General features: G+C 55.7%; 21 protein-coding genes and 3 tRNA genes. 9 read left to right on the top strand and 15 right to left on the bottom strand.

Annotated features, from left to right (window positions below; genetic code table 11):
- Positions 1–4: 4 nt before the first annotated feature.
- Together ACR0JG_RS10315 and mmsB are read left to right on the top strand one after the other, a co-directional pair.
- Complete coding sequence (locus tag ACR0JG_RS10315) at positions 5–1045, top strand: enoyl-CoA hydratase/isomerase family protein (protein WP_480569567.1); 1041 nt, start codon at positions 5–7, stop codon at positions 1043–1045.
- A gap of 3 nt (positions 1046–1048) precedes the next feature.
- Positions 1049–1921 carry a 3-hydroxyisobutyrate dehydrogenase gene (gene mmsB, locus ACR0JG_RS10310; protein WP_170732084.1) on the top strand — a complete coding sequence of 291 codons (873 nt, stop codon included), beginning with the start codon at positions 1049–1051 and terminating at the stop codon, positions 1919–1921.
- A 74-nt stretch (positions 1922–1995) separates the two neighbouring features.
- Here mmsB and uvrA read toward each other — a convergent pair whose 3' ends face one another.
- The 4 genes from uvrA to ACR0JG_RS10290 all read right to left on the bottom strand — a co-directional run bounded on the left by uvrA (position 1996) and on the right by ACR0JG_RS10290 (position 5835).
- A complete protein-coding gene (gene uvrA / locus ACR0JG_RS10305) occupies positions 1996–4854 on the bottom strand; it encodes an excinuclease ABC subunit UvrA (RefSeq protein WP_480569564.1) in 2859 nt (952 codons plus the stop codon).
- 105 nt (positions 4855–4959) lie between these two features.
- A complete protein-coding gene (locus ACR0JG_RS10300) occupies positions 4960–5502 on the bottom strand; it encodes a methyltransferase domain-containing protein (protein ID WP_480569561.1) in 543 nt (180 codons plus the stop codon).
- A gap of 127 nt (positions 5503–5629) precedes the next feature.
- Positions 5630–5706, bottom strand: a tRNA-Asp gene (locus ACR0JG_RS10295).
- Positions 5707–5758: 52 nt separating this feature from the next.
- Positions 5759–5835 (bottom strand) — tRNA-Asp (locus tag ACR0JG_RS10290).
- A gap of 213 nt (positions 5836–6048) precedes the next feature.
- Here ACR0JG_RS10290 and ACR0JG_RS10285 point away from each other — a divergent pair.
- A tRNA-Val gene (locus tag ACR0JG_RS10285) sits at positions 6049–6123 on the top strand.
- A gap of 75 nt (positions 6124–6198) precedes the next feature.
- Here ACR0JG_RS10285 and ACR0JG_RS10280 read toward each other — a convergent pair.
- Positions 6199–6426: a hypothetical protein gene (locus ACR0JG_RS10280; RefSeq protein WP_170393204.1), complete on the bottom strand. Its 228-nt coding sequence runs from the start codon at positions 6424–6426 to the stop codon at positions 6199–6201.
- 248 nt (positions 6427–6674) lie between these two features.
- Between ACR0JG_RS10280 and ACR0JG_RS10275 the strand changes: the two genes are divergently transcribed.
- Positions 6675–8261 carry an APC family permease gene (locus ACR0JG_RS10275; protein WP_170595745.1) on the top strand — a complete coding sequence of 529 codons (1587 nt, stop codon included), beginning with the start codon at positions 6675–6677 and terminating at the stop codon, positions 8259–8261.
- 51 nt (positions 8262–8312) lie between these two features.
- Here the strand turns inward: ACR0JG_RS10275 and lon are convergent, their stop codons facing one another.
- From lon to ACR0JG_RS10255, 4 genes are all read right to left on the bottom strand, one after another.
- Positions 8313–10721, bottom strand: a complete 2409-nt coding sequence (lon, locus tag ACR0JG_RS10270; RefSeq protein ID WP_480569558.1) for an endopeptidase La — start codon at positions 10719–10721, stop codon at positions 8313–8315.
- Positions 10722–10954: 233 nt separating this feature from the next.
- A complete protein-coding gene (locus ACR0JG_RS10265) occupies positions 10955–11443 on the bottom strand; it encodes a DUF6636 domain-containing protein (protein WP_480569555.1) in 489 nt (162 codons plus the stop codon).
- A gap of 15 nt (positions 11444–11458) precedes the next feature.
- Entirely contained in the window at positions 11459–12589 is a 1131-nt protein-coding gene (gene tgt / locus ACR0JG_RS10260) for a tRNA guanosine(34) transglycosylase Tgt (protein ID WP_170510146.1), read from the bottom strand.
- A gap of 63 nt (positions 12590–12652) precedes the next feature.
- Positions 12653–13564 carry a nucleoside hydrolase gene (locus ACR0JG_RS10255; RefSeq protein ID WP_480569552.1) on the bottom strand — a complete coding sequence of 304 codons (912 nt, stop codon included), beginning with the start codon at positions 13562–13564 and terminating at the stop codon, positions 12653–12655.
- A 175-nt stretch (positions 13565–13739) separates the two neighbouring features.
- On the opposite strand from ACR0JG_RS10255, the gene ACR0JG_RS10250 reads away from it, so the two are divergent.
- From ACR0JG_RS10250 to ACR0JG_RS10240, 3 genes are all read left to right on the top strand, one after another.
- Complete coding sequence (locus ACR0JG_RS10250; protein WP_170584233.1) at positions 13740–14630, top strand: SPFH domain-containing protein; 891 nt, start codon at positions 13740–13742, stop codon at positions 14628–14630.
- Positions 14630–14908, top strand: a complete 279-nt coding sequence (locus tag ACR0JG_RS10245) for an NfeD family protein (protein WP_480569549.1) — start codon at positions 14630–14632, stop codon at positions 14906–14908. The genes ACR0JG_RS10250 and ACR0JG_RS10245 overlap by 1 nt, the downstream gene beginning before the upstream one ends.
- Positions 14909–15003: 95 nt before the next feature.
- Positions 15004–15366, top strand: coding sequence for an SUF system Fe-S cluster assembly protein (locus ACR0JG_RS10240; protein WP_170393211.1), 363 nt, complete (start codon positions 15004–15006; stop codon positions 15364–15366).
- A gap of 304 nt (positions 15367–15670) precedes the next feature.
- On the opposite strand, the gene ACR0JG_RS10235 is transcribed toward ACR0JG_RS10240, so the two are convergent.
- Positions 15671–15994 (bottom strand): hypothetical protein, encoded by a 324-nt coding sequence (locus tag ACR0JG_RS10235; protein ID WP_170393212.1) that lies wholly within the window; start codon positions 15992–15994, stop codon positions 15671–15673.
- A 164-nt stretch (positions 15995–16158) separates the two neighbouring features.
- On the opposite strand from ACR0JG_RS10235, the gene ACR0JG_RS10230 reads away from it, so the two are divergent.
- A complete protein-coding gene (locus ACR0JG_RS10230) occupies positions 16159–16524 on the top strand; it encodes a HesB/IscA family protein (RefSeq protein ID WP_170465407.1) in 366 nt (121 codons plus the stop codon).
- Here ACR0JG_RS10230 and ACR0JG_RS10225 read toward each other — a convergent pair.
- A complete protein-coding gene (locus ACR0JG_RS10225) occupies positions 16521–17435 on the bottom strand; it encodes an isopenicillin N synthase family dioxygenase (RefSeq protein ID WP_480569546.1) in 915 nt (304 codons plus the stop codon). The two genes, ACR0JG_RS10230 and ACR0JG_RS10225, sit on opposite strands and share 4 nt — an antisense overlap.
- Positions 17436–17555: 120 nt before the next feature.
- Here ACR0JG_RS10225 and tpiA point away from each other — a divergent pair, with 120 nt between their 5' ends.
- The gene (gene tpiA / locus ACR0JG_RS10220; protein WP_480569543.1) at positions 17556–18305 is read left to right on the top strand and encodes a triose-phosphate isomerase; all 750 of its coding nucleotides are present in this window, start codon (positions 17556–17558) and stop codon (positions 18303–18305) included.
- 9 nt (positions 18306–18314) lie between these two features.
- On the opposite strand, the gene ACR0JG_RS10215 is transcribed toward tpiA, so the two are convergent.
- The 4 genes from ACR0JG_RS10215 to ACR0JG_RS10200 all read right to left on the bottom strand — a co-directional run bounded on the left by ACR0JG_RS10215 (position 18315) and on the right by ACR0JG_RS10200 (position 21348).
- Positions 18315–18761 carry a nucleoside deaminase gene (locus ACR0JG_RS10215; protein ID WP_480569540.1) on the bottom strand — a complete coding sequence of 149 codons (447 nt, stop codon included), beginning with the start codon at positions 18759–18761 and terminating at the stop codon, positions 18315–18317.
- A 65-nt stretch (positions 18762–18826) separates the two neighbouring features.
- Complete coding sequence (locus ACR0JG_RS10210; protein ID WP_170562909.1) at positions 18827–19138, bottom strand: DMT family transporter; 312 nt, start codon at positions 19136–19138, stop codon at positions 18827–18829.
- A 156-nt stretch (positions 19139–19294) separates the two neighbouring features.
- Positions 19295–20671 (bottom strand): TRAP transporter large permease, encoded by a 1377-nt coding sequence (locus tag ACR0JG_RS10205; protein WP_170662412.1) that lies wholly within the window; start codon positions 20669–20671, stop codon positions 19295–19297.
- On the bottom strand, positions 20671–21348 hold the full coding sequence (locus ACR0JG_RS10200) for a TRAP transporter small permease (protein WP_170393219.1): 678 nt from the start codon (positions 21346–21348) through the stop codon (positions 20671–20673). The genes ACR0JG_RS10205 and ACR0JG_RS10200 overlap by 1 nt, the downstream gene beginning before the upstream one ends.
- Position 21349 lies beyond the last annotated feature (1 nt).

Here is a 21349-nt window from a genome sequence, read left to right as displayed (position 1 = left end):
TTTGATGTCCGATATCGACATTCGCACCACAGGCCGTGCCGGGCGCATCACGCTGACACGACCACACGCCCTGAACGCCCTTAGCTATGAGATGTGCATGGCCATTGATACCGCTCTGCGCAACTGGCGTGAGGATGATCAAGTCGATCTCATCATTCTCGATGCCGAAGGCGACAAAGCCTTTTGCGCTGGCGGAGATATTGCCGAGCTTTATGCGACCGGCACCAAGGCGGACTATGCTTATGGCCAAACGTTTTGGCGCGACGAATACCGCCTGAATGCCTTGATTTTTGAGTACTCAAAACCAGTGATCAGCTTCCTGCAAGGTTTCACCATGGGTGGCGGGGTTGGCATCGGGTGCCATGGCAGCCATCGAGTGGTTGGAGAAAGCTCAAAGATCGCGATGCCGGAATGTTCAATCGGGCTGGTTCCTGATGTGGGCGGATCGCTGATGTTGGCGCTGGCGCCGGGGCGATCGGGCGAGTATCTGGGCACCACCGGCCACCGCATGGGGCCCGGAGATGCGATCTATGCCGGGTTTGCCGACCATTTCATTCCCCAAGAGCATTGGGCGGAGCTAATTGACCAGTTGGAGGCCTCAGGCAGGGCGGAACTGGTGGATGAGCATGCAGTGCCCGCACCGGATAGCCCCTTGGCTGAAATGCAGGGAGAGATCGACAGGCTGTTCGACGGAGAAAGACTTGGCGATATCCTGAACAGCCTGCGCAATGATGACACAGAATTTTCGACGAAAATTCTCGGCACCTTGCAGCGAAACTCACCTATCTCCATGGCTTGTGCTGTCGAGATGTTGCATCGGCTGCGCGGAACCGGCCTGACATTGCAAAAAGCGCTGGATCTGGAGTACCGGTTTACCTATCGCGCGATGGAGCATGGCGATTTTCTGGAAGGCATTCGCGCCCAGATCATCGACAAGGATCGTAACCCAAAATGGCAGTTTGCTGATTTGGATGTGCCTGCCGTCGCAGTGTCCAAGATGCTGCAACCGCTCGGTGCGGATGCATTAAGCTTTTCAGAGGAGTAAGGGATGAAAATCGCATTCATAGGGCTTGGCAACATGGGCGGCCCGATGGCGGCCAATCTGGCGCGCGCGGGCCAAGACGTCATCGGATTTGATCAAGTTGATGTCGCCATCGAAGGCGTTTCCAAGGCGTCCTCTGGCGCCGCTGCAGCTGCGGAAGCCGACGCCGTCATCACCATGCTTCCCAACGGGCAAATTCTGCGCGCTGTGGCCGATGAAGTTGTTCCGGCAATGCAAGACGGTGCGGTTCTGATTGATTGCTCTACGGTCGATGTCGACAGCGCCCGCGCGGTGGCGCAGCAAGCTGCTCAGGCTGGTCTGCTATCAGTCGATGCACCTGTATCCGGCGGGATTGGTGGGGCCGCTGCAGGCACTTTGACCTTTATGGCCGGTGGATCTGACGCAGCTTTTGCCAAGGCGGCCCCGTTATTTGAAATCATGGGGCAAAAAGCGGTTCACTGCGGTGAAGCTGGCGCGGGTCAGGCCGCCAAAATCTGCAACAACATGATTCTCGGCGTGACGATGATCGCAACCTGCGAGGCATTTGCGCTTGCTGATAAATTGGGATTGGATCGACAAAAGATGTTCGATGTCGTCAGCACGTCCTCAGGGTACAGCTGGACAATGAACGCCTATTGCCCTGCCCCCGGCGTTGGACCCGAAAGCCCATCCGACAATAACTATACCCCTGGTTTCGCCGCCGAGCTGATGTTGAAAGACCTACGTCTCAGCCAACAGGCTGCCGAGAGTGCGGACGCTGATACGCCCATGGGACAGGTTGCGACAAAGCTCTATGAATTGTTTGTCGAACACGAAGATGGCTTGGGGCGCGATTTCAGCGCCATGCTGCCACGTTTTGAGAAGCGGTCCAGAGACTGAACAACCTCAGAACGCAGCGCTCTACGAAGCACCAGAGAAGAAAATTCGCAGCATTTTCTTCTCTCGCTCTGTTCCTATTCGGCAGCTACGGCTTGCCCATCCAGCATTGGCTTCAGATAACGCCCAGTGTGGCTACGCTCACATTCAGCGACGTCTTCGGGCGTACCCTCAGCCACAATCTGACCTCCGCCATCGCCACCTTCCGGGCCAATGTCGATTATCCAGTCGGCGGTTTTTACGACATCGAGATTATGTTCGATGACAACAACAGTATTTCCTTGGTCGACCAGTTCGTGCAGGACTTCCAACAGTTTACGCACGTCCTCGAAATGCAGACCCGTTGTGGGTTCGTCCAGAATATACAGCGTTCGACCCGTTGATCGCTTGCTCAGTTCTTTAGAGAGCTTTACACGCTGCGCCTCACCACCGGAGAGCGTGGTCGCCTGTTGACCAACTTTGATGTAGCCGAGCCCAACGCGAGCCAAGGCATCCATCTTGTCACGGATCGATGGCACCGCTTTAAAAAACTCCTGCGCATCTTCCACTGTCATATCAAGTACATCCGCGATGGACTTACCCTTGAATTTGATCTCAAGCGTCTCACGGTTGTATCGCGCGCCTTTACAGGTTTCGCAGGTGACATAAACATCAGGCAGAAAGTGCATCTCGATCTTGATGACGCCATCACCCTGACACGCTTCGCACCGGCCGCCTTTGACGTTAAAGCTGAACCGCCCGGGCTTGTATCCACGCGCTTTGGCTTCTGGCAACCCGGCAAACCAGTCTCGGATCGGGGTGAAAGCCCCGGTGTAAGTCGCTGGATTTGAACGTGGAGTCCGGCCAATGGGTCGCTGATCTATGTCGATCACCTTGTCCAGATGCTCTAGCCCTTTGATCGTTTCACAGGGCGCCGGTGTCTGGCGAGCGCCGTTCAACCGCATCGAGGCGGTTTTGAACAAAGTCTCAATCGTCAGCGTCGATTTTCCACCGCCAGACACACCGGTCACACAAACAAATTTTCCCAGCGGAAATTCGGCCGTAACGTTCTTGAGGTTGTTTCCCGTCGCCTTAACAACGGCTACTTTTTGCTTCTTACCCTTTCGCCGCTCAACAGGCACCGGGATCTCGCGCGTGCCCGAAAGATATTGACCGGTGATCGAGGCCGCATCACCGGCGATATGCTCGGGCGTACCGTGGCTGACCACCTGTCCCCCATGCACTCCTGCACCGGGACCGATATCAAACACATAATCCGCCTCGCGAATGGCCTCTTCGTCATGTTCAACGACGATGACCGTGTTGCCCTGGTCACGCAAATTCTTAAGCGTTCCCAGCAGACGATCATTGTCGCGTTGGTGCAGACCAATCGATGGCTCGTCGAGTACATACAATACCCCGGTCAGGCCCGAGCCGATCTGGCTCGCCAGACGGATACGCTGACTTTCACCTCCGGACAGGGTACCACTTGAACGAGACATCGTAAGATACTCTAATCCAACATTATTCAAAAAACCCAACCGCTCGCGAATTTCCTTGAGAATTGCGCGCGCGATCTCGTTCTTTTGTGCGCTCAGATGATTTGGGGCATCCTCGACCCAGGCCAACGCCTCGCGGATCGACATTTCGACGACCTGTCCAACGTGCAAACCCGCAATTTTGACGGCCAGCGCCTCAGCACGTAGACGGTAGCCTTCGCACGTGCCGCAGGGTCGGTTGTTTTGATAGCGTTCGAATTCTTCGCGAATCCAGGCGCTGTCAGTCTCGCGATAGCGGCGCTCCATGTTGGGAATGACGCCTTCAAAGCTTCGGGTAACCTGATAGACGCGGCCACCTTCATCATAACGGAACTGGATCTCTTCATCACCAGACCCGCGCAGAAACACTTGCTGGACTTTCTTGGGCAAGTCCTTCCAGGGAGTGTTCTTGTCAAACTCGTAATGTCGCGCGATTGCTTCGATCGTTTGCAGAAAATACGGTGATTTACCCTTCCGCCAGGGCGCAAGTGCCCCGTCATAGAGTTTCAATGTCTGGTCCGGCACGACCAGACGTTCATCAAAGAACAGTTCGACCCCAAGCCCGTCGCAATCGGGGCAAGCCCCAAAGGGCGCGTTGAATGAGAACAGGCGCGGCTCGATCTCGGGGATGGTGAACCCACTGACCGGGCAGGCAAAATTCTCACTGAATGTGATGCGTTCGGGGTCGCCCTCTTTCGGTGCGGTTTCGAGGATTGCGATCCCGTCCGCCAGATCCAGTGCGGTCCTTAGGCTGTCGGCCAGGCGTGTTTCCATGCCCTCTCGTACCACCAGACGATCGACAACGACGTCGATATCGTGGCGGAACTTCTTGTCCAGCGTCGGCGGCTCATCCAATTCATAGAACTCACCATCTACCTTGACGCGTTGAAAACCCTGCTTGCGCAGCTCAAGGAACTCTTTCCGATATTCACCCTTCCGATCACGAACGATGGGGGCCAGCAGATAGCCGCGCGTGCCCTCCTCCATCGTCATGATCCGGTCGACCATGTCCTGCACCTGCTGCGCCTCAATCGGCAATCCTGTGGCCGGGCTGTAAGGCGTACCAGCACGGGCAAAGAGCAAGCGCAGATAGTCGTAGATCTCGGTTACGGTGCCCACGGTCGAACGCGGGTTTTTTGAGGTCGTCTTCTGCTCGATCGAAATCGCGGGGCTTAGTCCGCTGATGTGATCCACATCGGGCTTCTCCATCATGTCGAGGAACTGGCGCGCATAGGCCGACAGGCTTTCGACATAGCGGCGCTGCCCTTCGGCATAGATCGTATCAAATGCCAAAGAAGACTTACCCGAGCCCGACAGGCCAGTGATCACCACCAGCTGATCCCGTGGGATGTCGACATCAATGCTCTTGAGGTTATGCTCGCGCGCACCGCGCACCACGATATTCTTCAGCTCAGCCATTCAGGCCCCCAACAACCAACGTCACTCAGAGATAGGCGAGAGCGGCTGAGTCTCCAACCAAAAAATTAGAACAAAGTAAGAACAGGCGATTTTTCGACACTCGGCTTAAGCACTGGTTTTCTTAGCCAGAGCCCATGCGCAGATTGGAAAATCGGGATCGTTCCCCAAATTGTCTGTCTCAGGGTCATAAACAGGAGGCCATTCAAGTTCGAGATTGCGCAAAGCGGCATGCCGATTGCCCCACTGTTCGGCCCGGATGAGATCCGGGTCGAACCCACACTCAGTGAGCAGGTTTTTCAATCCGCGCGCAGACCAGCGCGAACAGTCATGCGGAGCAGCGTGAAATGGAATGAAGAACGGGACGGCCAGCCAGAAATACCCTCCGGGCCTTAGCATCTCTAGCACGTTCAGCGTGGCTTCAACCGGGCGATCCAAGTGCTCCCACACCTGATTGGCCAAAACCAGATCGACCTTTCGCACCTGCTGTTGTTTGTTCAGAACGGGTCCGGTGCAGATATCATGTTGCTTATGCCAAATCTGTTCATAGCTGCAAAATCCAAATTGCTTACCCCACGAACCAGAAATCTCAATGACATCAAGTGTTTCCGGCTTCAGGCCGCGGACCCACTGCCGGCTGCGCCGTGCCATGATAACTCGATTTAGACTGGTCACTGCTTGCCCCTGATGTTTTGCAGGCAATAAATCATAAGATCAGTAAGATGTCGGCACAAAAAAACGCCCACAAGGGCGTATGACTTTCTAAATCGAAGGAAAATGGCGCGGTTGACGGGGCTCGAACCCGCGACCCCCGGCGTGACAGGCCGGTACTCTAACCAACTGAGCTACAACCGCGCATTTAGGGTCTATGTGCGATCCGTTTGCCCGGATCAAAGGCTGGCAGCGATGGCGCGGTTGACGGGGCTCGAACCCGCGACCCCCGGCGTGACAGGCCGGTACTCTAACCAACTGAGCTACAACCGCCCACTGCCCGTTCATCTCTGAACGTTGGGGTGTATTATGGCTACACCCCGGCATCGTCAAGCGGCGTTTTCAAGTTTTTTGCTCGAACCTGATTTTTTCCGATCTATCCGACTTGGCGGGCAATGTGTGAAAACCGGATTTCGTCTGACGCGCTGCAATTTGAACGCTTTGAACTTGCGGCGAAACACAAGCCGCTGTATCAAACGCCGCTATGGGTGATTAGCTCAGTGGTAGAGCGCTTCGTTCACATCGAAGATGTCAGGAGTTCAAATCTCTTATCACCCACCATATTATTCAAATGCTTATGCGGCATAGTTGAAGCGTTTTGGAGCCATTTGGTTCAACGCTGCGAGCACAATGCTGTCATCCTCCGACATACACGCCGGATTTAGGACGATAAAAAACCTTTTGGTCATGCAGACGCCCCAGAAGGTCGTGTGCCTTGCGCACAAAGTCTTCACGGGTTTCCCTTTCTTCTACCCTCTCGTCAACAGGGCCATTCGATCTGGAAGCTATGGCATGACGCATGGCCTCTTCGATTATATCCATATCTTCGACCGAAAGCTCGAACATATCATTGTACAGAGGCATCCTGGGTTCTCCTACCTTGGCACAGACGACCAGCGTGCCTCATGTTCCGAGTCGATTCCACTTCAAATACCTATTGCCGGCGATCGCGTTTCGAAGAACACGCCCAGCAGGATTTAGAAGATGAATCGGGCAGACCTCGTTTTCACGAATTTTCTGCATGATATGTGGCACTTGCCATGTTTCCCGTGGCCTGCTTATCCTGATGTCATAGCCACCAATAAGGCACCCCTCTTTGGGCGAGAAATAACATGGCGAAACTGAAGCGGGAAATTGGCCTGGTCGGCCTGACCTTCATTTCGGTTGGAGGAATCATTGGGTCAGGCTGGCTTTTCGGCCCCCTACTCGCCGTGCAACACGCAGGCCCCGCCGCGGTTCTTTCTTGGATTATTGGCGCCGTTGCGATGTTCATACTGGCAATAACCTTCGCCGAGATTTCAGCGATGTTACCTATCCCAGGAGGAATCGCACGCGTCCCTCAGTTCTCACACGGCAACATCGTGTCGATGGCGATGGGATGGACGGCCTGGATTGGCTACAACACCACCGCTCCGATCGAAGTTGAAGCCATGCTTAAATACCTCGCGCCCTACGCGTCATGGCTCCACGCCGCAGATACCGGCGAACTGACCGGCGCTGGTGTTTCGGTCGCCTTGCTATTCATGTTGCTGTTCGTCGCTGTGAACGCACTGGGCGTAAAATTTTTTGCACAGGTAAATGCAACGCTGACCTGGGCCAAGATTGCCATTCCGATAGTATTGTCCGTGTTGTTGATCGCGACCCGCTTTGACGTGCAGAATTTCTCCGCCCCTGACGGTTTCGCCCCCTACGGCCTGAAAGGCATCATGGCCGCAGTATCAACCGGTGGGGTGATCTTTTCCTTTATAGGTTTCCGGCATGTTGTTGATATGGCAGGAGAAGTTCGAAACCCAAAATTCGACATCCCGGCCGCTCTGGTTCTGTCCATTGTACTATGTGCCTTGATCTACCTTGGATTACAGGTGGCCTTTATCGGCGCGCTTGATCCCATGATGATCCGCGATGGTTGGGCGAGTCTCAGCTTCGGTGGGCAAGGTCCTTTGGATGGCGTCATAATGTCTGTCGGAATATTGTGGTTCCTCAGCTTGCTGAACGTCGGGTCGGTCATCGGCCCGTTTGGCAATGGGTTGGTTGCAACAGGATCGAACGCCCGTATCGCTCTGGCCCTGTCGCAAAACGGGTTCCTGCCGAAACGTTTGCAGATCTTGTCATCGTTCGGAGTACCGCTTTGGGCCTTGGCTCTCAACTTTCTGATTGGCACTCTGTTTTTACTGACGGTCCCGTTCGCAACCGTAATCGCCCTGAACGGGGCCGCCATTGTGCTTTCATTCGCGGTCGGCCCAATCGCCGTGGTGTGTTTACGCGATCTGATGCCTGACCGCCCGCGCTCAATCCGTATTCCCGCCGTCAAACTTGTCGGGCTCACGGCCTTCGCGATCTCTACCCTGATCGTCTACTGGAGCGGGTGGGACACGGTCTGGAGGCTGGGAATTGCCCTGCTCATCGGCATGGCGCTGCTGCTGATCCGCTTTCACAATCGGCTCGATGAAATGGACGCGACCGAGGCGCTTTGGCTGATGCCCTATTTCTGTGGTTTGGGGCTGATCTCCTACATGGGTCAGTTTGGAGAAGGCGCGCAAAAGCAGATCCCGTTTGGTTGGGACATTGTGCTGTGTGCGGCATTTTCGGCAGTGATTTTTGCGCTCGCCGTACGCTCGGCGCTGTCAGACAAAAAATTCCAGGCTTACATCGAAAACGAAGAGGTGCTGGACCCGGCCAAACCTGTCATTGGACTTTGAACAAAAAAAGGCGGGGAATGACCCCGCCTTTCTAATTAATCTGTTTCAGGCTTAGTGGGCTGTTGCCGACGGTCCTGCCCCTTCGGCCGCCTTGGCGGCAGCGGCAGCGGCCTCTTCAGCGGCCTCATCCCACTCAATTGACTCGGGCTTACGTATCAACGCTTGCTCCAGTACCTCCGAGACGTGTTTGACCGCGATGATCTCCAGCCCTTCTTTCACGTTGTCGGGGATATCCGCCAGATCCTTCTCATTCTCTTCGGGAATGAGGACAGTCTTGATCCCGCCACGCAGGGCAGCCAGCAGTTTTTCTTTCAGCCCGCCAATCGGCATCGCGTTGCCGCGCAGCGAAACCTCGCCGGTCATGGCGATGTCCTTGCGCACAGGAATACCGGTCAGGACCGAAACAATCGAGGTCACCATAGCCAAGCCCGCAGACGGACCATCCTTTGGCGTCGCACCATCGGGCACGTGCACGTGGATATCGATTTTGTCGAACTGCGGCGGTTTAACCCCGATCTGAGGCGAAATCGATCGGACGTAAGACGACGCCGCGTCGATCGATTCCTTCATCACATCGCCCAGCTTACCAGTGGTCTTCATCCGCCCTTTGCCGGGCAGTTTCAGAGCCTCGATATGCAGCAGATCACCACCGACCGAAGTCCAGGCCAAGCCAGTGACTACACCAACCTGATCGTCCTGTTCAGCCAAGCCATAACGGAACTTGGGCACTCCAAGAAAATCATCCAGATTGTCGGGCGTCACCTTTACGGTCTCCGCGTCTTTCTTGATGATCTTGGTCAACGATTTCCGCGCCACTTTGGCGATTTCGCGTTCGAGGTTCCGCACACCCGCCTCGCGGGTATACGTGCGGATGATCGATTGTAGCGCCTCATCGGTCAGCTCAAACTCCTTGGCTTTCAGACCATGGTTTTTGACCTGTTTGTCGATCAGGTGCTGCTTGGCGATCTCGCTCTTTTCCTCTTCGGTGTAACCGGCCAGCGGGATGATCTCCATCCGGTCTAGCAGAGGCCCAGGCATGTTGTAGCTGTTAGACGTGGTCAGGAACATCACGTTGGACAGGTCATATTCGACCTCAAGATAATGATCCATGAACGTGTTGTTCTGTTCCGGGTCCAACACCTCCAGCATCGCCGAGGCTGGATCGCCACGGAAATCCTGCCCCATCTTGTCGATTTCATCGAGCAGGATGAGAGGGTTTGTGGTTTTCGCCTTCTTCAGCGCCTGAATGATCTTGCCGGGCATCGACCCGATATAAGTCCGACGGTGGCCACGAATCTCGGATTCGTCGCGCACGCCACCCAGCGAGATGCGAATAAACTCTCGCCCCGTGGCTTTGGCAACCGACTTACCCAGCGAGGTCTTACCAACACCCGGAGGGCCAACAAGGCACAGGATCGGGCCTTTCAGCTTTTTCGAACGTTGCTGTACCGCCAGATATTCAACGATCCGCTCTTTGACCTTCTCAAGCCCATAGTGATCGGCGTCCAGAATGTCCTGCGCGCGACCCAGATCCTTTTTGACGCGGGATTTGGTGCCCCAAGGCAGCGCCAGAATCCAGTCGAGATAGTTGCGCACAACAGTGGCTTCGGCCGACATGGGCGACATGTTTTTGAGCTTTTTCAGCTCACCCTCGGCCTTCTCGCGCGCCTCTTTCGACAGCTTGGTCTCGTTGATCTTGGCTTCGAGTTCGGCAACTTCGTTGCTGCCGTCCTCGCCATCGCCAAGTTCCTTCTGAATGGCCTTCATCTGCTCATTCAGATAGTACTCGCGCTGCGTTTTCTCCATCTGGGATTTGACGCGGGTTTTGATCTTTTTCTCGACCTGCAGGACAGACATTTCGCCCTGCATCAGGCCATAGACCTTCTCAAGCCGCTCGCTCACCGAGAGCGTCTCAAGCAGTTCCTGTTTCTGTTCAACCTCGATGCCCAGATGACCTGACACAAGGTCGGCCAACTTTGCAGGCTCGGTGGTTTCACCGACGGCGGCCAGCGCCTCTTCGGGGATATTCTTGCGCACTTTTGCATAGCGCTCAAACTCGTCCGCGACGGTGCGCAACAGCGCTTCGGTCGTGGTGACATCGCCCGGAATCTCGGTCAGATACTCGGCGCGCGCTTCGAAAAACTGATCGTTTTCAAGGAATTCTGTGATCTGCACCCGCGCCTGCCCCTCGACAAGCACCTTCACGGTGCCATCGGGCAGTTTCAGCAGTTGCAGCACGTTGGCCAGAACGCCCGAGCGGTAGATACCGTCGATTTCAGGATCATCCTCACCAGGATCAATCTGGCTGGACAACAGAATTTGCTTGTCATCCTGCATCACCTCTTCCAGGGCGCGGACCGATTTGTCACGGCCCACGAACAGCGGCACGATCATATGTGGGAAGACCACGATATCGCGCAGCGGAAGGACGGGGTATGAGGAATTCAGAGGCTCTTGCATGCTCTATCCTTATCATTGGCAAGACGGCGCTGGTCCCTGATTCAGGCAACCTTTGGCCATCTCCTGTCTTGGACGATAAAGGTGGGGCACCTGTTCCCCCATTTCAACCTCATCGCCGTTTGTCGTGATGCAGCATGACCCGATGATTTGGGGACTTCAAGGCATCCCGCAGACATATCCACCGATTTTAGCGGAACACCTGACCAAGACGGCAATAATTCATCAAGCGCAGATCAGAACACCCGCTGCTTGGCGCGAGACAAGAAAAAACCGTGACCGACTTCGTTTTTGCACTCCAGACCCTTTTTAGAAGAATGGCAGACAAACCCGCCAAACTCGCCAGTAACACCATAATCTGCACGATCAAATCCGTCCCGATTATGGTTTACCGGTTGGCACAGCATGCGGACGGCACCCGTATTGGTCATGAAAAAAGCATGCCCCCAATCCGACTGGCAATCCGCCGGGCGCGGCAAAGCCGGTGCGCCGCTGCGCTCGATAATGGTACAAGACATGTCAGAAACACTGGCCCCCTGCCCGACCACGCACTGAATGTTCTCGGACGGGGTTTCGAAGGTCCAAACATCCGCATGGGATGCCGATGCGCAGAGAACGATTGCAATAGAAACAACAAAGCGAGGCATTGAATCCTCCTGAACTAAACAAATGAAATTGGCAAAATAATGCGGGAACAGTATAGCAAAAAATGCGACGTTTGTCACCGCATGGGTTACAATCTAGAGTGGTTCAATATCGCCTTGTTCCCGTTGCGCGTGGAATTGCGACTGCCACTCAGTAAATGTTCCCTCGGAAATCGCATCCCGCATGACCTGCATGATTTCCTGAAAGTAGTGCAGATTGTGCCAGGTCAGCAGCATGCCCGAGATCATCTCATTCGAGCGGAACACATGATGCAGGTAGGCGCGAGAGTAATTTGAACATGCCGGGCATGTGCAGTTCTCATCCAGCGGGCGCGGGTCGTCGGCATGGCGGGCGTTCTTGATATTGACCACGCCGTAGCGCGTGAACACCTGCCCGGTACGACCGGACCGCGAAGGTAGAACGCAATCCATCATGTCGATCCCGCGCGCGACCGCGCCGACAATGTCATCCGGCTTGCCCACGCCCATAAGGTAGCGCGGCTTATCCTCGGGCAGGAAGTCTGGCGCATAATCAAGGCAGCTGAACATGGCCTCCTGCCCTTCACCCACGGCAAGGCCACCGACGGCGTAACCTTCAAAGCCGATCTGTTTCAGCGCCTCGGCGCTTTCTTCGCGAAGGTCTTGTTCCAACCCGCCTTGCATGATCCCGAACAGGGCGTGGCCGGGGCGGTCGCCGAACGCCTCGCGCGACCGCGCAGCCCACCGCATCGAAAGTCGCATGGACTCGGTGATCCGGTCGCGATCCGCGGGCAGCGCCGGGCATTCATCAAAGCACATGACGATGTCCGAGCCCAAAAGGCGTTGGATTTCCATCGACCGTTCCGGCGTCAATTCGTGCTTCGAGCCATCGACGTGAGATTTAAAGGTCACGCCCTTCTCGGTCAATTTGCGCAGACCCGCCAGCGACATCACTTGAAACCCGCCCGAATCCGTCAGGATGGGGCGGTCCCAGTTCATGAATTTGTGCAGGCCTCCCAAACGATCAATGCGCTCGGCCGTGGGGCGCAGCATCAGATGATAGGTGTTGCCCAGCAGAATATCGGCACCTGTGGCCCGCACGCTTTCCGGCATCATTGCCTTGACGGTCGCGGCGGTTCCCACAGGCATGAACGCTGGCGTCCGCACCTCACCGCGCGGCGTGTTGATCACGCCTGTGCGGGCCTTGCCGTCAGTGGCTTTCAGGTCGAAAGAAAATCGCTGGGTCATGTTAACGCCTTGGATCGCTGAACCGGGCAGGCTTTGCCCGATCTGCTGGGGCAATGCAACCCGTCAGGGTAGCGAGGCCACACGATCCGTAAACAGGCGTACCACCCCCGCCCCGTCCACATCCCGGCACACTCGCACTGGTGGCCGTGCAGGGTCAGGACGAGTCGCACCGATTTCAGCCCCGTCCAACGCCACCTGCAAACCCGTTTCGACCATTTCGAACATCGGTTCATGGGTGCAGGCGATAACGGCAGTCGAGTCATGCAGTCCGCACCCTTCAAGCCCACCGATCTTTTTATAGAACTTTAAATAGAAGCGCGAGATATCACGCAGAAAACCACCCATGTCAGGGGAACGTTCAGCGAGCGCCTCAAAATCAGCGGTCTCGTAGAGCGTTTTCAGAGTCACATCCAATCCCACCAGAATCGTAGGCGGCGGCGCGGCAAAGACTTCGTCTGCAGCTTTGGCATCGTGATAGATATTCGCCTCGGCATGTTCGGTGATGTTGCCCGGGCAGTACACGGCCCCGCCCATGATGACGAGCTTGCCAAGATTCTCTGCAAACTCAGGGTCCAATCGCATGGCATCAGCGATATTGGTCAATGGCCCAACCGCGCATACGACCAGCTCTCCGCGATGGCTGCGCGCCATGTCGACAAGAAACTCTGCGGCGGACAGGGCGTGGTTTTCGCCTATCTCATCAATCTGGGTCAGGTCACCAAAGCCTTCGGGGCCGTGCACATGTTCCGAAGGTGAATGCGTGGTCTCTCCCAAAGCGAATGGCGCGCCTTGGGCCACGGGAATGCCCAGCCCTAGTTTGTCCACCAGAAACCGCGCATTGCGGCTGGATTGATGCACATGGGTGTTGCCGAACACGGTGGTCAGACCAACAAGGTCAATTTCGGACGCAGCGGCGGCATAGGCAATGGCCATTGCGTCGTCGATGCCGGGGTCTGTATCGATAATCAGTTTCATCCTCGTCCGATAACGCAAACACCAGCGGGATGCAAAGCTGCCACAAAAGGGAATTTCTGGCCGGTATGAACGTTTTCACCGATTTGCATTCCGGCCAGCACAATCCATACCAGAGTTGAAATTGAGCGACTCAATCCCCATATGTATACCATAGTACACAATAAATGAGGACAGTATGACAGAAGACCAGATTATCGGACTGATCACTTCGAACATTATCTACCTGCTGGCGGCGGCGCTTATTGCCATTGTCATATTCAAAGGCATCAAGATCGTGCCTCAATCCGAGAAATACGTGGTTGAACGGTTTGGCCGCCTGCATTCGGTGCTTGGGCCCGGGATCAATTTTATCGTTCCTTTTCTAGATGTTGCCCGCCACAAGATATCCATCCTTGAGCGTCAGTTGCCAAACGCAACGCAAGACGCAATTACCAAGGACAATGTTCTGGTGCAGATCGATACCTCGGTGTTCTACCGCATTCTCGAGCCGGAAAAGACGGTCTATCGCATCCGCGATGTCGACGGTGCGATTGCAACGACTGTAGCCGGTATCGTCCGCGCCGAGATCGGTAAGATGGACCTGGATGAAGTGCAATCGAACCGGGCGCAACTGATTGAACGTATTCAGGAAAGTGTCGAAACCGCTGTTGACGATTGGGGGATCGAAGTAACCCGCGCCGAGATTCTGGACGTGAACCTCGATCAGGCCACTCGTGACGCGATGTTGCAGCAATTGAACGCCGAACGTGCCCGCCGCGCTCAGGTGACCGAGGCCGAGGGCCAAAAGCGTGCCGTTGAGCTGCAAGCAGATGCCGAACTTTATGCGGCAGAGCAGACCGCCAAGGCCCGCCGAATCTCGGCTGAGGCCGAAGCTTATGCGACTCAGGTCGTAGCAAAGGCCATTCAAGACAACGGGCTGGAAGCGGCACAGTATCAGGTTGCGTTGAAACAGGTGGAATCGCTGAACGCCCTAGGCAACGGCACCGGCTCGCAGACCATCGTTGTGCCTGCAAACGCACTTGAAGCCTTCGGCAATGCCTTTAACATGCTTAAAGGAGGAAAATGATGGCCGATCCTTTCTGGCTGACGTGGTGGATTTGGTTGGCCGGAGCGCTTGCTCTGGGCATCCTTGAGGTCGCGCTGCCCGGCTTCATTTTCCTGGGTTTTGCCATCGGTGCAGCCATTACCGGAGTGGTTTTGCTGATCCCTGGCCTCATGCCATCCCTGCCCGTTCTGCTGTTGATATTTGCTGTTCTGTCACTGGTCGCATGGCTGGTTCTGCGCCGTATGTTTGCCTTGCCGCACGGCCAAGTCAAAACCTTCAAGCACGACATCAACGACTGATCTGTCGTGGCGCCCTGATCAGGCGCCACGGCACCTCTGGACGCTGCCCGGCACTTTCCCTATATAATTTCTCAGGTAACAGACCCGAGGCATCAATGACCCACCCCAGTGAACAGTTCGAAGGCAGCCCTCTGATCGCTCCCTCGACCATCGATCACCCGCTCTACGAACCCGTGGTCGAAGCTTGCCGGACGGTGTTTGACCCAGAAATACCGGTCAATATCTACGATCTCGGTCTGATCTATACGATCGACATCACCGGAGAAAACGCGGTCAAGGTGATCATGACCCTCACTGCGCCAGGTTGTCCTGTCGCAGGCGAAATGCCCGGTTGGATCGTGGAAGCAATCGAACCCGTTGCTGGCGTCAAAGAGGTCGACGTCGAACTGACTTGGGAGCCACCTTGGGGCATGGAAATGATGTCAGATGAAGCCCGGCTTGAGCTGGGTTTCATGTAACTCTCGACTTACTCACAAAAAACATGGCGATGTTACAAAACGGTGTACTGCGTGTTACTTAACCGTTTTCATGTTGTCACAATGCTGGGTCACAAGGTCCTCAGGTACTGACCCAGTGATTAAGCATGCGTTTTTCGATCTGCTGGACGTGCTGGCGCAGGATGTCGAGTAGCGGGCGTCTTATCCGATTGCCCCGCTAAATTGACATACTTCGTGAATTGCATGGGCCTCTGACCATAGCCATCCCCCATTCAATGGGCCCATTCCGGGCCGCTCTTGCCCGAGAGCGGCCCTTTTTGATTGATTATTCGATGTTACAGGTCGACTTGATTTCAGCAGCGCGCGCGTCCAGCTCTTTTATATAGTCGCCTGACAGCATCTTCAGGTGCTTGCTCTCGGTTCCTGTGACGAGACCCAGCAAGGCACCGGCAGGGAGGATCGAGAACACGCTTTCAGCCTGCTGGTCCTCGGCATGTTTCTTTTCAGCTGCGATTGCGCGCAGATCACCGGGTGCGGTAGCACAGTTGACCGGGTGCCGTTTTGTGTCATCTATCGCAAGTGCCGCAGACGCGGACGCCAGCAACATAGATGTGAAAATGGCTGCTCCTGCCCAGTTCTGCGCTCTCATCGATCCAAACCTCTCTGGAATGCCTGTCCTTTACTTCAGATACGCTAAAGCTTCGCGCACCATCGTGACAACCCTGCGCGGAGTGTGTATTTGAACAGGCTCTCTCTTGAGCCCGGCGCGTGTCGGCCTTAGATTAGAGATAACGCGCGATAACGGAGCCCACCATGTTTGGCATTCCCGGCAAACAAGCCGTGACCATGACACCTAAAGCTGCTGAACAGATTGTTCGGCTTATGAAATCCGGCGGTCACACCGGATTGCGCATCGGCGTCAAGAAAGGCGGCTGCGCGGGGATGGAATACACCATGGACTATGTCGATGATGCGGACCCGAATGACGAAGTGGTCGAGCAGGATGGCGCGCGTGTGATGATCGCCCCCATGGCACAGATGTTCCTGTTCGGAACCGAGATCGACTACGAGGTTTCACTGCTTGAGGCCGGTTTCAAGTTCCGAAACCCGAATGTAGTCGATGCATGCGGATGCGGAGAATCGATCAAGTTCGACGAAACCTTGGCTGAACAACGCTAACTCGCAGCTTTTAGGTGGACGTAGGTCTCATTAAATCGCCGCGTCAGGTGCTCTCCGGCGCGGATCGTGGCGCATGAACCCGGCGGCGCAACATTTGTGTCGTAAGAAGGATTAAAGAACAACGGAACCGAGATCCTCTCGTTCACGCTGCCTTTGACCCTATGCTCGGTCGCTTTGACTTCTCCTGCCGTCCAAAACTCCAGCATCTCCCCGAAATTGATTATGAATTGTCCCGGCGTGGCGTTTACAGCTTGCCAATCGCCATCAGGCATACGAACTTCCAGACCCGGAGTGCCGTCCGTGGCCAGCAAAGTCAGGCAGCCATAATCCGTATGCGCGCCGATACCAAAGTCCTTTTCTCCCGCCCAATCAGGGCGTTGCGGATAGAAGTTACCGCGCAGCAGCGCCATTGGTGTATCAAAGGCGGCATCAAAACTGTTTGCATCCCTACCGATGGCAATCGCAATCGCGCGCAAAACGCGAATGGCAACTGAGCAGGCGTCTGAATAGTAACTCTGGATCGTTCCCCGAAAGGCGTCAGCCCCGTCTGGCCAGAGATTTGGGGCATACACACTTAATCCCCGCCCCGCATAGGGATCATCGGCTGGCAGTTCAAAACCGCTATCAAAGACTTCTTTGAAATCCGGGTTCGCCCTGAGATCCACCTGTTCGGAACGCGGCGCACCCCAACCGCGGTTGGCACCCGTAGCTGCCATATCGACGCTCTGCTTGATCTCATCGGGTTGACGAAAAAAATCGCGATACGCGTCAATCACCAGCTGCACACGGGCGGCATCTAGGCCGGAATTGGAGATTGTTAGAAGTCCGATCTGGCGAACAGCATGTCTCAGCTTTTCCATCTCAGCTGGATCACGCAGATCCAATTTGGCGAGATCGAGATCGTCTATCATGCCATCCTCCGCAACAACGCGCGCAATGTGTCCCGACACGTAGCGCTATGCAACCGGAATTGTCAGCCCCGCCTGCGGGTGATATCCGAGGGTTCAAAGCAGAAAACCGGAGGGATCGCGATGCGGCGTAAGTTGGCGGCAGGCAACTGGAAAATGAATGGAACTGGCGTTGCGCTGAGCGAGTTGGAAGCGTTGAAAGCCTCGCACCCATCTTCTGCGGTAGAAATCCTGATATGCCCACCAGCCACTTTGCTTCATCGCGCGGCAAATACGGTTGAAGGTTCGGGCATTGCCGTTGGCGGCCAAGACTGCCACGCGGCGCTCTCGGGTGCGCATACCGGGGATCTGAGTGCCGAGATGCTGTTGGATGCAGGGGCGAGCGCAGTGATCCTTGGCCATTCCGAGCGCCGTGAAGATCATGCTGAGCAGAACGAAGACATCCGTGCCAAAGCACGCACCGCCATGGATGCAGGCCTGAAGACGATCATCTGCGTCGGTGAAAGCCTTGAGCAGCGCGAAGCAGCAAATACTCTGGATATCATCGGTGGACAGATGTCAGGTTCGATCCCGGATCAAGCGACAGGCGAGAACCTGATTGTCGCATATGAGCCGATCTGGGCCATCGGCACCGGTAAGGTTCCGACTTTGGAAGAGATCGGAGAAGTGCACGATTTCATACGCGCACGTCTGGAACGCCGATTTGGCGAAGGTGTCGGCCGGTCAGTCCGCCTGCTGTATGGCGGATCGGTCAAACCCGGTAATGCTGCCGAGATTTTTGGCGTTTCAAATGTTGACGGAGCGTTGGTGGGTGGCGCCAGTCTGAAAGCAAATGATTTCTCGGGCATCATTCAGGCGCTTGAAAGCGCCTGATCGCCAACCTCATTCGGCAATATCTTCGGCCCAAAGCGCGGGCTTCTCTTCGATAAAACGCTTCATCAATGCAATGCAGTCCGGGTCATCTGCGATGATGACCTCGACACCGCGATCGCGCAGGAAGTCCTCATTGCCGCCAAAATTCACGGTGTCTCCGATCACAACACGCGGGATACCGAACTGTACGATCGTGCCAGAACACATCATGCAAGGCGACAGCGAGGTATAGAGCACAGTATCGCGATAGGTCTTCTGCCACCCTGCCTTGCGCAGCGCATCCATTTCCCCGTGGGCAATCGGGTCGCCCAGTTGGACACGCTGATTACGCCCTCGCGCGACGACCTCACCACCCCGCGCAAGCACTGAACCGATTGGGCAGCCTCCTTCGTCAAATCCAGCTTTCGCCTCATCATAGGCGACGCGGAGCAAGCGTGCATCGGTGTCGGTCAGCATATGCAGGTGTCCTTTGTTCGGAGTTGTTTCGCAAAGCTGCCCGACACCACTATGGCCGTCAACGCTTAGGCCAGTTTCATGATGACCAAACCCGTCACGATTAGAACCGCAGCGCCGATCCGCATGGGCGTCAGCGCTTCACCCAGGAACAGGATGCCAATAGTGAACGCCCCTACTGCGCCGATCCCGGTCCAGATCGTATAGGCGGTACCAAGCGGCAGATCCCGCATGGCCATTGCAAGTAGGCCAAATGACCCGATCATCGCAACACCCATGATCGCCGTCGGCCACAGCCGCGTGAAACCAGCGGTCTGCTTCATCGCGACGGCCCAGACGATTTCGAGAAGGCCGGCAAACAATAGTAATATCCAGGGCATAAGAACACCTCACTTTCCGAGATCGGGTCGTCCCGAATAATCGTCCATGATGGTGAGGTCGTCCTCTGACCCTCAGATATGCGTTTGGGCATCAGTTTCAAGACAAAAAAAACGGGCGGATTACACCGCCCGGTTCATATGCTCGGTTTAACCGATCTAGTTGGTTATGATCTCAGGCCCCATGAATGTGTTGGGCAGGAATGTCGAAATCCACGGGATATACGTAACCATGATGAGGAAGACGAACAGCACGGCCAAGAACGGCAACGCTGCCTTCACAACACTCATCATCGGCATACCCGCCACGCCCGAGGTTACGAACAGGTTCAACCCGACCGGAGGCGTGATCATCCCGATCTCCATATTGACCACCATGATAATGCCCAGATGGATCGGGTCGATACCCAACTCGATAGCAATCGGGAAGACCAGCGGGGCCACAATGACCAGCAGACCTGAGGGCTCCATGAACTGGCCACCGATCAGCAGGATCACGTTGACCACAATCAGGAAAGTCACTGGCCCCAGACCCGCCGATAGCATGGCGCTTGCGATATGCTGAGGCACCTGCTCATCCGTCAGCACATGTTTCAGGATCAGCGCGTTGGCGATCACGAACAGCAGCGTGACGGTCAGCTTGCCCGCCTCGAAAAGTGTATGCTTGGTGTCGGGGTGCACAAAGGCCGTGATCAATGCATAGGGTTTCTTGAGCAGCGAGATGTTCTGCGCATTCCCTTCGGTGCTGAGCGGACCCATATCCTTGTAGACAAAACTTGCGATCAGGAACGCATAGACGGCAGCAACAGCCGCGGCCTCGGTCGGGGTAAAGATACCTCCGTAGATACCGCCGAGGATGATGACGATCAGGAACAGACCCCAACCGGCCTCGCGCGCCGAGGTGAAGACTTCGCCCCAACCTTTCCAATCGCCTTTGGGAAGGTTCTTGACCTTGGCCATGACGTAAATGGTGATCATCAGCATCAGACCAGCCATCAAACCCGGAATAACGCCCGCAAGGAACATCCGCCCGACCGAAACCTCCACGGCTGCCGCATAGACCACCATCACGATTGATGGCGGAATCAGAATGCCCAGTGTCCCTGCGTTACAGATCACACCGGCGGCGAATTCCTTGGAATAGCCCACCTGACGCATGCCAGCGATGACGATCGACCCGATTGCGACAACTGTCGCCGGAGACGAACCCGACAAGGCCGCAAACAGCATACACGCGAAGACGCCAGCAATTGCCAGACCTCCGGGCAAGTGCCCTACACAAGCGATCGAGAACCGGATGATCCGCCGCGCCACTCCACCTGTGGTCATGAAAGATGACGCGAGAATGAAAAACGGGATAGCCAAGAGGGTGAAATGCCCCTCAAATGCCTCGAACAGCGTGCCAGCGACCGAAGCCAATGAGCTGTCGGAATAGATCAGCAGGAAGAGGGTCGAGCTGAGACCAAGTGCCACCGCGATCGGAACTCCGATCAACAATAGGCCAATGACCATCGAGAAAAGTAGTACGACGTCCATCAGTCATGCTCCCCCTGCTGGGCGCGGACTTCTTCGATCTCGTCCTCAACCTCGTGGCTAGCTACAAGGCGATCAGTTTCACCGCGCCAAATCTGTACTGCGACCTGTGCAAAACGGATCACCAGCAGCAACATCGAAAGAGGCAGAACGAAATACGGAACGACCTTGGGCAGTTTCTCGTAATACTCGCCATAGTTGATCATATCTTCCAGAAACCGCAGCGGCGCGACCATCGGGATATCATCAACTTCATAGAAGCTCTGGCTGCGCGCGCTCATGTCAAAGCCGGTCGGAAACCAGCGACCCGAGGTGGGCGGCAGATCGGCAAACACTGCCCAGTAGTCATACGAACCCTTGAGCAGGAGCAGAGAAAACACCAGACAGCAAGCCACGGCTATCAGCGCCAAAACCCGGCGTGGCGCGGGGGCCAGCATGTTCAGGATCGCATCAACACCCAGATGTGCATGCTTCTTCACTGCATAAGACGCACCCAGCAGCACCAACCAACCGAAGGTGAATACTGTCAGTTCCAGCGCCCAAAGAATGTTAGAATTGAATACAAACCGCGCGATCACATTGGCGAAGGTGACAATTGTCATCAGACCCAACAGGCACGCAATCATGGTTTCTTCGATATGGTCGACCAGCCCGCCTTGGCCGGGTTTCGCACCAGACATC

The sequence above is a fragment of the Ruegeria sp. AD5 genome (assembly GCF_056542345.1).
The sequence above is the reverse complement of the archived record's forward strand: the minus strand, read 5'-3'. Positions and strand labels throughout refer to the sequence as shown.